Annotated in this window: 12 protein-coding genes; 3 read left to right on the forward strand and 9 right to left on the reverse strand. The window is 38.3% G+C overall.

The window, feature by feature from the left end:
* Positions 1 to 27 precede the first annotated feature (27 nt).
* Genes OOA_RS08265 through flgB form a run of 3 tightly spaced genes read right to left on the reverse strand, consistent with a single transcriptional unit; the run spans position 28 to position 1682 of the window.
* A complete protein-coding gene (locus tag OOA_RS08265) occupies positions 28 to 846 on the reverse strand; it encodes a flagellar hook assembly protein FlgD (RefSeq protein ID WP_008911688.1) in 819 nt (272 codons plus the stop codon).
* A gap of 12 nt (positions 847 to 858) precedes the next feature.
* Complete coding sequence (gene flgC, locus OOA_RS08270; protein WP_008911689.1) at positions 859 to 1263, reverse strand: flagellar basal body rod protein FlgC; 405 nt, start codon at positions 1261 to 1263, stop codon at positions 859 to 861.
* Positions 1264 to 1268: 5 nt separating this feature from the next.
* On the reverse strand, positions 1269 to 1682 hold the full coding sequence (gene flgB / locus OOA_RS08275) for a flagellar basal body rod protein FlgB (protein WP_008911690.1): 414 nt from the start codon (positions 1680 to 1682) through the stop codon (positions 1269 to 1271).
* A gap of 251 nt (positions 1683 to 1933) precedes the next feature.
* On the opposite strand from flgB, the gene flgA reads away from it, so the two are divergent.
* The 3 genes from flgA to OOA_RS08290 all read left to right on the forward strand — a co-directional run bounded on the left by flgA (position 1934) and on the right by OOA_RS08290 (position 3681).
* Positions 1934 to 2590: a flagellar basal body P-ring formation chaperone FlgA gene (gene flgA / locus OOA_RS08280; protein WP_008911691.1), complete on the forward strand. Its 657-nt coding sequence runs from the start codon at positions 1934 to 1936 to the stop codon at positions 2588 to 2590.
* A 337-nt stretch (positions 2591 to 2927) separates the two neighbouring features.
* Positions 2928 to 3239, forward strand: coding sequence for a flagellar biosynthesis anti-sigma factor FlgM (locus OOA_RS08285; protein WP_008911692.1), 312 nt, complete (start codon positions 2928 to 2930; stop codon positions 3237 to 3239).
* Between the two features lies 1 nt (position 3240).
* Positions 3241 to 3681 (forward strand): flagella synthesis protein FlgN, encoded by a 441-nt coding sequence (locus OOA_RS08290; protein ID WP_008911693.1) that lies wholly within the window; start codon positions 3241 to 3243, stop codon positions 3679 to 3681.
* Between the two features lie 583 nt (positions 3682 to 4264).
* On the opposite strand, the gene flhA is transcribed toward OOA_RS08290, so the two are convergent.
* The 6 genes from flhA to OOA_RS08320 form a co-directional block, all read right to left on the reverse strand.
* Positions 4265 to 6361, reverse strand: a complete 2097-nt coding sequence (gene flhA / locus OOA_RS08295; RefSeq protein WP_008911694.1) for a flagellar biosynthesis protein FlhA — start codon at positions 6359 to 6361, stop codon at positions 4265 to 4267.
* Complete coding sequence (gene flhB, locus OOA_RS08300) at positions 6354 to 7505, reverse strand: flagellar biosynthesis protein FlhB (RefSeq protein ID WP_008911695.1); 1152 nt, start codon at positions 7503 to 7505, stop codon at positions 6354 to 6356. The genes flhA and flhB overlap by 8 nt, the downstream gene beginning before the upstream one ends.
* A gap of 1303 nt (positions 7506 to 8808) precedes the next feature.
* Entirely contained in the window at positions 8809 to 9447 is a 639-nt protein-coding gene (locus tag OOA_RS08305) for a protein phosphatase CheZ (protein ID WP_008911696.1), read from the reverse strand.
* Positions 9448 to 9471: 24 nt separating this feature from the next.
* Entirely contained in the window at positions 9472 to 9864 is a 393-nt protein-coding gene (gene cheY, locus OOA_RS08310) for a chemotaxis response regulator CheY (protein WP_008911697.1), read from the reverse strand.
* Between the two features lie 39 nt (positions 9865 to 9903).
* Positions 9904 to 10971, reverse strand: a complete 1068-nt coding sequence (locus tag OOA_RS08315; RefSeq protein ID WP_008911698.1) for a protein-glutamate methylesterase/protein-glutamine glutaminase — start codon at positions 10969 to 10971, stop codon at positions 9904 to 9906.
* Positions 10972 to 10983: 12 nt separating this feature from the next.
* On the reverse strand, positions 10984 to 11808 hold the full coding sequence (locus OOA_RS08320; RefSeq protein WP_008911699.1) for a chemotaxis protein-glutamate O-methyltransferase: 825 nt from the start codon (positions 11806 to 11808) through the stop codon (positions 10984 to 10986).
* Positions 11809 to 12040 lie beyond the last annotated feature (232 nt).

Genomic DNA, 12040 nt, shown 5'->3' on the forward strand with positions numbered 1-12040 from the left:
TTCTCCATGACGGTTGGGGGAATAAAATTAAGGTGTTGAGTAGACTTTAAAAATGCTGCTCAAGGGAGCGCTTTGCCCAATTCCAACATCTAATAAAGGCGCATCTGTACCCGGCGTCACACCATTGACTCGGGTGTATCCTAATTTGGTGACTTCAATTTCAGCGCCGTTACTGATGGCCTTCACATCAAAGAAATATTTACTTTTAGTATCTAAAACGAGATTGCCATTATTGTCGCGACCATCCCATGACATATCATAAATATCGGGGTTAACTTTGGTCGCGTAGGCAATAGTTCGAACCACTGCCCTATTTTTGTCACGAATGGTAATTTCGACGCTATCGGCATTTTTAGGCAGAAAAAAACCAAATGGTGAGGAGATATAATCTCCTTGAGACTCTTCCTTTGGCGCCTCATTGCCGCTGATGCTCTCATCTTCAGGTAACGGGTTAGTTGGCTTGGATATTATTGCCTCTTTACCATCGCTCTTCTCTATCTTCACTGGCGCGAAAATAATTTCATTTCGCGGGATCAATACCCCTTTCCCCACTAATTGAGTCGCTTGTAATGATTGACCAGAACCAATTTGTCGTGATATTCCACCGACACTATCACCGAGTTTATTCATACTCTCGAGTGTGGCTATTTGAGCTAGTTGACTGGTTAAGTCTGTATTATCCATCGGCTTGGTGGGATCTTGATTTTGCATCTGCGTGACAATCATTTTTAAAAATGTATCGCGCATATCATCATTTTGACTTTTCTTTGGAATATTACTTTTCAACGCCTCAGGACCGGCGGTTGTATTATCCAAAGAGTCATACATTGTGGCGGCAATCCCCATTTCTCGCCTCCGTTACTGACCGAGTGTTAAGGTTTTTTGAAGCAGCGTTTTTGCTGTATTCATCACTTCTAAGTTGGCTTGATAGCTGCGCGAAGCCGATATGGTATTGACCATTTCACCAACCATGTCGACATTCGGCATACGCACATAGCCTTTTTCATTTGCCAGCGGATGACCCGGTTTATATTCCAAACGTGGTGCCGCAGGATCTTCAATTAGTTGGCTAACACGCACACCTCCCACTTCATGGCGACCTTGTGGGGACATTTGGAATATCACTTGTTTCGCACGGTATGGTTCACCGTCAGGGCCTGCGACACTTTCCGCATTCGCCATGTTACTTGCGCTGACGTTAAGACGCTGTGATTGCGCAGTAAGTGCTGATGCAGAAATATCAAAAATACTTAGTAATGCCATAATGATTACCCTTGCTGTAATACCGCCAACATGCTTTTAACGCGGCTATTGATGAATGTAAGATCGGCTTGGTATTTCAAGGTATTATCAGCAAATTGGCTACGTTCAATATCCATATCGACAGTATTGCCATCCATTGAGGTTTGGTAAGGAACGCGATATTTGAGATCAAGAGCGGATTGTTTCATTCCCCGCCCTTCAATATGACTTTTTGACGTCACGGCAAGCGCAATACCTTTACCTTTGGCGACGCCACTGTTCGTGGCCTGTTGCAATTGTCGGTTAAAATCGATATCACGAGCTTGATACCCCGGTGTATCTGCATTGGCAATATTTGATGCCAATACGGTTTGTCTTGCTTCGCGCATTGATAAAGCCTGTTGCTGAAAAGCAAACGTGGTATTTAATTTATCAATCATATGTACCCTCAATGAATTTGCACTTATCAATCACTCGATAGAATAAGCTGCTACATGCCTGATGATTTGCTGACAGTCATCCAATTAATGAAATGACAATATAGAAATTCGACGGACGTATATTAACGGCTTACAAAAAATCTAATGGTAGGATAAAGGCAAAATAATTAACTTATTTGGCTCATTCATTATTGGTGACATGCGTAAACTCCGAGCCTGTGAAAGTTTATTTTGATGGAAAAGGCAATCGAATGAACGGTTTTCGTACCACACTATTGAGTATTTTAGTTTTATTGACGACGACTGCGCAGGCTGCTTTGCCACAAGATATCAATAATTATTTTCGTAAGATTTATCCCAAGCCCTATCAGGTTTCTATTGAAATCAAAACACCGATTGAGCGCTGGCCTACCTGTGATAAGCCGCAAATATATTCTCCTATTAATGGCCGTAATATGGGTAATGTATCGCTACCCGTTCAATGCGGTAAGAAAAAACAATTTATTCAATTAACCATCAATGTCATTGGGCAATACTTTGTCGCGACACGAAACATCACTCGTGGTGAAAAGATTGAATTTGTCGATATCGGCACGAAGAAAGGGTTATTACATAAATTACCAACAGGTGCAGTACGCGATAAAGTTACACTGCGTGGAAATATTACATTGCGTGATATTAGGGCTGGCCAGACGATTACCAGCGCTATGTTACGTCGCCCATGGGCTATTAAGGCTGGGCAAACTGTACATGTATTTGCCAATGGTGATAATTTTTCAGTGAAATATGAAGGACGAGCCATTAATAATGCAATCACAGGTGAAAATACACGAGTTCGTTTAGTCAATGGCCAAGTCGTTAATGGCGAAGCTTTAGAGAATGGCAGTGTACAGATAGCTCTTAAATAGCAAAACGATTTCAATGGTCGCGTTTCATCGTCTATTATCTAGTTGTATTACAACGTTATTCTGAAAATTGAGTTCTATCGTTTTTGAATTCTGTCATTTTTGAATTCTGTCGTTTTTGAATAAAAGATAATACGCAGACTTTGTTCTAAAGATTTCGGATAGTCACTAGGCGGCAACTGAACGGATCCTAGGAGCATACATAAGTATGTGACTAGGATACGTGAACGCAGCTACAACGTGAGAATTCGAAAGATGACGAACAAATGATGAACAAATTAAAGAAAGACAAAACAAAGCCGATATATGGTTTGAAAAACATCGGAATAGGAAAAACATCATGGCCATTGAACAAACACCTGCAATCTCAGCATTAACTCAAATTAGCACTCGTGATCCTAACGATGCGGCGACGTCTCTTCGCGATAAAAATATATCAACTCCAGAATCGGTCAAAGAAAGTTCATTCTCACCAAGTGAGTTGCAAAAAAAACTATTACAACCTCAAGCAAGTGATATTAATGCCAAAAAAGTTGAAAAGATTAAGCTTGCGATTAAACACAGTACGTTACAAAAGGATGTAGACAAAATTGCAGATGGCATTTTACGCGATGCTTACGAAGTTATGTTATCCATTAAATCAGATAATTAAAATGAACAACGAATTACTCACATTGTTAGAGCAACAGCTGACACATCTACAGTCATTACAAATCGTCATGAAAAATGAAGAATTATTGTTAAGTTACCATCGTGTCCCAGCATCACCTTTTCAGGAAACAACTGAACAAAAACGTTTTTTGGTAGCGACGATTAGTCATGGTGAGACACATCGATTACGTCTCGAACAAGATAACCAAATTACAGCGCCCTATGACAATAACCTTACGTTATTTCCTCTATGGGTTGCTATAAAAGAGCTAACCTCAACTCTGAAAGAACTGAATTACCGAAATCTCCAAATGTTACAATTGCACATCGAACTCAATAACCAACGCATTCTCTTTATGAAAAAGCATAATAATCAATCAACCTATGGCGCGGATGGTTTAGAACAAAAACATCTTATATTGGGCAAAAAAATCTCGATTTGAATTTATATATCTTATTGAATACCTCATTAACAATTAATAAATTTATTATCACCAAACTTATCCAACTATAATTATTGGCCATTTCGCACTAGGCTTTAATAAAATGGCTTGTAAGTGCCGAGTAAAACTATCTTTTTAGCCACAACAATTACTGCAATTTTAGTCGCTAATTACCTAATGGTATCGACAAATTCCCCCTAGCAATTAAACTATTATATGAGTAAATAATATGAGAATACATTCATGTCATTCCCTTATATTCCACTATTCCACTATTCCACTATTCCACTATTCCACTATTCCACTATTCCACTATTCCACTATTAAAATACTTTACCTATTGACTATTGACCTTTGCTACTTAGTTTTACTGCAATATTGATTAGAGTAGTATTAATTTCATCATGTCACGTCTTGAAGTAATTTAAAAATCTCATCACAATTCAACTCATAAATGAAAAGCCTCTTTCAATCTCGATTAAAAGCGATTTTTTGCTGTATTGAGCAATGCAGCCTAGTTCACTAAGCCGCAAGCTTCGGTTTTTAATTCGAATAAAAATTGACCTTAAAAGAACAATTTTTCCTAGCTTCCGCTTATCATCGACGTCATTCGAATTTTACGGGAGTCATTCAGTTCAAGGTTCGACATCACAACTAATTGAGGCAAACTTCGACGCAGGAAACGAGATAAAATTAAACGCAATCCATGATTAACCAATAACACTGTTGGTGACCCCATAGCTTCTTGATGCCCTATTGCCTCTTCAGCTTGTATTTGAATAAATTGTGCCAAGTTTGGCTCTAAACCACCGCCATTTTTAGCCGTTTGTAATAAAATTTGTTCAAGATTAGCATCAAGTCCAATGACTTGAATTTCCTCTGAATTTCCAAACCATTGCTGAGTAATTGCTCTTCCTAATGCAATACGTACCTGCGAGGTCAAATAATCTGTATCTTTTTGCTCGCCATTTTCTCCCACCATTTCAGCTAGGGTTTCAACTATGGAGCGCATATCACGGATCATTACGTCTTCTAATAATAAATTCTGTAATACTCGATGCAAAATAGTGAGTGAAATCGTGTCTGGTATAAGATTATCAGCCAGTTTTGGCATCTCTTTTTTCACTCGCTCATAGAGCATTTGAGCTTCTTGGCGACCAAATAGTGTACTCGAATTTTGCAATAAAATTTGATTAAAATGAGTTGCTACTGCCGTGCTCGCGGAAACAACGGTATAACCTTGAATTTGTGCCTGTTCACGCAGATCATCATCGACCCAAATTGCCGGTAAACCAAAAGCAGGTTCCTTGGTCATATCACCTTGCAATGTACCAACAACATTTCCTGGATCAATAGCCAAACAGCGCCCCGGCTGTGCTTCACCGCGACCAACTTCAGCACCTTTAATGAGAATTCGGTATTCACAAGGGGACAGTTCTAAATTATCGCAAATATGCACCACAGGAGGTAAATATCCAACCTCTTGTGCAAATTTTTTACGAAGACCGCGGATCCGCCCAAGTAACTCGCCTTGCTGCTCATTATCCACAAGTGGAATCAAACGATAACCAACTTCCATGGCTAATAGATCTTCGAGTTGGACATCATCCCATGTAGCTTCAACGACTTTATTTGCATCTTGGAAATGCTTCATCTGACTATCATCAGATAGGCTCCCCGGCTGTTTCTCTTTGTGAACTAAATACCAACCCAGGCCAGCTAAGGCTGCGGTAAATAATAAAAACACAAAATTTGGCATACCTGGAATTAAGCCAATAAGACCTAATACGCTAGCACTTAACCACATAACTCTTGGATTATTAAATAGTTGGGAGACCATTTGTTCTCCCACATCTTCGTCAGTTGCAACTCTAGTAACAATGACACCTGCCGCTGTTGATATTATTAAAGCTGGAATTTGAGCAACTAACCCATCACCGATCGTCAGTAATGTATAAACGCTAGCAGCATCACTGAGTGTCATATCGTGCTGACCAACACCGATAATCAGCCCTCCGATTACGTTGATCACCATAATCATAATCCCCGCGATAGCATCACCTCGCACAAATTTACTGGCACCATCCATAGAACCATAAAAATCAGCTTCTTGAGTCACTTCTGCACGGCGTTTTTTAGCCTCCTCATCATTAATAACGCCTGCATTCAAATCGGCATCTATCGCCATTTGCTTGCCCGGCATTCCATCTAATACAAACCGCGCCCCTACTTCGGCGATACGCCCAGCACCTTTAGTGATGACCATAAAGTTAATCAAAATTAAAATAATGAAAATCACAATACCGATGGCAAAATTACCACCAACAAGGAAGTGACCAAAAGCTTCGACAACCTTTCCAGCAGCATCAGGTCCTGTATGCCCGTCGAGTAAAATAATACGTGTTGATGCAATGTTTAAAGATAAACGTAATAACGTTGCAAAAAGTAAAATAGTTGGAAATGCCGCAAATTCTAAAGTGTGCTTTGTGAACATCGCAACTAGTAGCACCATGATGGATAAAGCGATATTAAACGTGAACAATAAATCCAATATAAAAGCAGGTAATGGTAGTACCATCATCGATAAGATAAGTAATATTAGAACCGGTCCAGCGAGGAGCTGCCATTGGGTACCCTGTAAATTTTTCGGCAATTTTAATAGTTCAACCAAGTTAGCCATCGTGATTATTTTCTCCAGCAAAATCTAGTGCCAATGGCACAGGTAAATTTTTCGGCCTTCTTGGTTTTAAACCACCTTCATGCCGCCAGCGCCGTAGTTGATAAACCCATGCTAATACTTCAGCCACCGCGGCATACAAAGCAATTGGGATACTTTGCCCTATTTCTGCATGGCGATATAATGCCCGTGCAAGTGGGGGGGCTTCTATCTGTAAAATTCGATATTCTTGCCCTATTGTCTTAATTCGTAGAGCCAATACCCCTGCTCCTTTTGCAAGTACTTTGGGTGCTCCCATTTTTTTATCATCATATTTCAATGCAATAGCGTAATGAGTGGGATTGGTCACAATCACATCAGCATGTAGCACATCAGACATCATTCGATTACGGGCGATTGCACGCCGCTGTTGACGAATTTTTGCCTTTATTTGTGGATCACCTTCTTGCTGTTTAAATTCATCCTTAAGTTCTTGACGACTCATACGCAATTTCTTTAAATGAGAATGAAACTGATAAAACACATCAAATGCCACCATTGGGATCAATAAAAAAACAATCAAATAACCGGCGAAAAGGACTTTATGCAGTGCATTTGCTAATGCCGTAACTGGCGATTCATTCACTAAATGCAACAATGATGACCCGTTTTGCCATAAAAAAATGGTTGCCCCTAGCCCAACAAATAATGATTTCAAAATAGCTTTAAACAACTCTGAAAGTGCATTTATCGAAAAAATTCGTTTCAAACCTTTTACTGGATTGAGCTTTTTTAAATCGAATTTAATCAGCTTACTATTAAATACTAAGCCGCCCATTAATGATGAAGCTGAAATTCCAACGAAGGCTAGCCCCCCAATAACCGGAAATAAAGCAAATAGAGCCTCACTCACCATTCGTCCGAAATAACTCACCATTAGCATTGCATTTTGAATATAGTGCCCATCAAAAATAAAACCTTGGCGGAAAATATGATGCAGTTTATTCGCAAGATGACCTCCACTAAGCCATAACAAACTAATACCTGCCAACATCATCATTATTGAGTTCAACTCTTTCGAACGAACTATCTGCCCATCGTCTTTGGCTTTTTGTTTTTTATGGGTCGTTGGATCTTCTGTTTTTTCTACATCACTGTCGTCAGACACGCCGTTTCCTTGCTCATCCGCAAATTAGGAGTTTGTGCTATAGCATGACAGAGTGTAAAAAATTCAATGCTAGAAATTAGATAAGGTTCGCAAAGGTTATTTAACCATTGAGTAATTTGTCATTTGTTTTGCGAAAGGCATCGATAAAATCGTTTTTTATGTTAAAAACATCGAGATACCATCAAAAAATGGCGTTACAGTAAATAAAAGGAAAAAAACAAACGAGATTAGGCAATAAATGAATACTTATAATCGAAAGTTATCAGGAACTGTATTGCAAACAAAATGAACGTCGAACAACAATTAATGCAGCACTCCTTAGATAACAAACTGTATACGCCAATCGATCAGGTTACTGACAATTTCGCTTGGGTCTATAGCCGTATTACCCTCGTCAAGCCTTATTTGATAGCAGTCCTATGGAAGTGACTATTTACGGTTTAAGCCCAAATCAGCCTGAAGAAAACCATTACGATGCAATTAGTACAATGCATATCATTAATCTACATCAATATAATTAAAACTAACTTATAGATAAATCAGCTCTAGTGAATTGGTCGCATTCACATACTAAACACTTGGAATAATAGCATCTTAATTATGCTTTCTATTCATTTTAAAAAATAGAGACAAAAAAACAAAAAATGCCTCTTACATTTAATTAAGAGTAATTTTTCGCTGTATTGAGCGGTATTTTCTTAGTTTATTAGTTGGTTAATCATTTACTTCATTATTTTTTATAATAAATGATGATTAAATAACTCACTTTCACTTTCACTTTCACTTTAATATTAATTTATCTTCAATGTTTAATAACAACAATTGAATTATTGATTAAATTAATCATTTATATTTTAGTAGTGAAAGCTACCCCCCAATAATTAAGATGAAACGAAACCATTAAAACATGAATAGCAGTGGATGTTGTTCAATGATTTTAAAGTTTAAATTATAATATAATTATTTAATTACAATGAAAGTTAAAAAAAACAACAAATAATTGTAATACATTGAAGTTTAATAACAATATTTTAATTATTCTCGTGTGATAAATGGCTGGTTATTATAAATCGTGACATGTCACGCAACACGTTTATTAGCGAAATTGAGTTTTTATATTATCCATTCTGGCACAATTAATAATGATTCAACATCAAGTATGGGAAATATTTTTTACCTATAAATCCATTGTATCGATTAAAATCATTTTAATATTTGTATCACTTATGGTTTAGAGCAGGTATTGTTCACTTAGAAGTAATAGCCCCAAGCAAAATCATTGCAAGGGGAGATCATTGAATAATTAAAACCCTAACTCATCCAATAAATCATCAACTTGCGACTGAGATGCCATTACATTTACACCTTCTTTATTAATTTGCGGCCCATTAAGTAAGTTATCATTTTGCTGTTTAGCACGCATTTCTGATGGTGTATTTTCCATTAACAATGCTAGTAACTGCTTTTCTGCTTCTTCAACCACTTCCATCATTTTTTTAATTACTTGACCTGTCAAATCTTGAAAATCCTGAGCCATCATAATTTCAAGTAATTCAGCTTTAGTGGTATTACTGTTATTAATAACACGAGTCAAAAAATCACCTGTTGATTGATACAGTTCAGGTGTAATTTGCTCAAACTCAAGATTTTTCCACTGCTGTTGAATAGCAATAGCCTCATCATGCATCTCGGCTTGTAGTGGCTTAATGATATCAATACCGTTAAGCGTTTTTTCAGCGGCTTGGGCTGTCATTTGGGCAATATAACGTAGGCGATCTTTACCATCGGGGATGCTTGCTACTGCCTGTTGAACACTTTTTTCAAGCCCAAGTTCACGCATGCTTTCACGCAGTGTTCTCATCAAAGTGCCAATCCGAGTAATAATCTGTTTTAAATCTTCATTACCTGATGAATTGCTTGCCACTAATATTTTTTCTGTCATCTCACTCTCCTTTAGCAGGTGCGTTTATTGCAATCCCATCTTTTCGAATACTTTATTTAATTTTTCTTCTAATATGGCAGCCGTAAATGGCTTCACAACATAACCACTAGCTCCCGCTTGCGCGGCGGCAATGATATTTTCTTTTTTAGCTTCAGCGGTCACCATTAGAACAGGGATATGTTTTAATGCCTCATCAGTTCGGATCGTTTTAAGTAATTCTAACCCATCCATGTTTGGCATATTCCAATCAGCTACTACAAAATCGATATGACCTGACCGAATTTTTTCTAGAGCATCTAGTCCGTCCTCTGCTTCGTCAATTTTATTAAAGCCAAGCTCTTTTAATAAATTACGAACGATACGACGCATTGTGGAAAAATCATCTACAACAAGAAAACTGAGATCTTTAGCGGCCATAACCACTCCTTAAAAAATGTAATTGTGAATCTGCAACCATTAAACGGACACAGATGAAAATCTAGCTAATATACTTGGGGCAATTTTGGCGATATCTTGCACTTCATCAACAGCATCAAGCTCAATAGCGGCACGAGGCATACCAAATACTACGCAACTATTTTCGTTTTGTGCGTAGGTCACTGCTCCTTGTTGACGCAAATTGAGCATTCCTTTAGCACCATCTACACCCATTCCGGTCAAGATAACACCAACACATTTGCGCCCAACACATTTAGCGACAGAATCAAACAACACATCAACAGAAGGTCGGTGGCGATTCACCGGCTCTGTTTGCTGTAAGCGAATTTGATAACCTCGACCTTCATCAATAACTAACATGTGTGAGCTTCCAGGCGCTATGTAGGCATAACCTTTTTGTAATGGCTCATTGTGTTCAGCTTCTTTTACCGTTAATGCGCATAATTTATTGAGTCTTTCAGCGAATGAATGAGTAAAACCCGCGGGCATATGTTGGGTGATCACTATCGGTGGGCATTCCTGTGGTAGCATCTCCAAAAATTGTCGAATAGCTTCGGTACCTCCTGTTGAGGCACCAACAGCAATCACTCGATTTTGGCAAATATATGAAGAAAGAGGTTTTACAAGATTGACAGACTTTGCATCTGCATTTTTTGCTTGAGCAAATTGATTACGCCCCGTGATCTTCGATATTGCTGCTGCGCGGATTTTTTCACCAATCATGTCACGATAACTCATCATGGTTTCACGGATACCAATTTGTGGTTTCGTTACAAAATCTACGGCGCCTAGCTCTAAAGCCTTCAACGTAACTTCAGAACCTTTTGAGGTTAAAGTCGATACCATCACAACAGGCAGTGGGTGTAAACGCATTAATTTTTCTAAAAAATCAATCCCATCCATCCGTGGCATTTCAATATCGAGTGTCACAACATCTGGCTTATGTTGTTTAATTAAATCACGAGCTACATACGGGTCGGGAGCTGTATCTATCACAACCATATCGGAGTGACTATTAATAATTTCGCGCATTAATTGACGCATTAGTGCCGAGTCATCGACACAAAGCACTTTAATTTGTTTCACCACTCCCCTCCTTTAAGCCTGTATGCTATAGACGGTTTGCCCTTTAGTCACAAAACGTTGTGATAATTGAGATAAATTTTCTGAGTGACCAACAAAGAGTAAGCCATCAGGTTTAAGTAATTGTGCGAATTGTTCTAGTAGCTTGATTTGCATGTTTTTATCGAAATAGATCATGACATTACGACAAAAAATAGCGTCGAAGTGATGTTGCATTTGCCAATCACTATCACTGAGATTTAAATAACGAAACTCAATCATTTTTTTGAGAGTTTGCTTTACACGGGCATGACCTGCAAAATCTCCGACTCCTTTCATAAAATAGCGTTGACGTTGTAATACAGAGAGCATTTTCAATTCTTCAACACGATAAATACCTTGTTCTGCTTTATTCAATACCTCGGTGTCGATATCACTAGCAATAATTTTCGCATTGGCAGCTTGCATGCCCAATACATCACTTAATGTCATCGCGATGGAATAAGGTTCTTCACCTGTAGAGGAAGCCGCGCACCAAATATTGATATTGCTATTTCGCTTTGAACGAATAAAATCTGCTAAGGTCGTGAAATGATGTGGCTCGCGAAAAAATGCAGTTAAGTTTGTAGTCAAAGCATTCACAAACTCTTGCCATTCAGAGTGCAAAGGCTCGCGTTCTAACAGATGTAAATACTCAGAAAAATTATTTACTTTGCAGTCACGTAATCTTTTGAGTAACCGGTTATACACCATGTTTTTTTTATTCATCGTAAGAACGATGCCTGATTTTTTATGAATAAATCGACAAACTCGACCAAATTCATCATCAGTCAATGACTCTACTTGTGGTGCAAAAAGCATCGTACTTTTATCCTATTTGGTAAACCCTAGAGAGCTAGCGTACATCGGCTCAAAGATTACTTATCAAGCACTAGGGGCTGTTGATCTTTGCCGCTGATTTTTACCGGACTAATCGGTTTAAATAACAGCAATATACTCATGTCACGTACTTAGAGGTCTAAAAAACATCACAAAAAAAACTAAACCGTAGATGAAGAACGCCCTTCGGGTTCGATTAAACGTGATTTTTCGC

It is taken from the genome of Providencia burhodogranariea DSM 19968 (genome assembly GCF_000314855.2).
Taxonomy (GTDB): domain Bacteria; phylum Pseudomonadota; class Gammaproteobacteria; order Enterobacterales; family Enterobacteriaceae; genus Providencia; species Providencia burhodogranariea.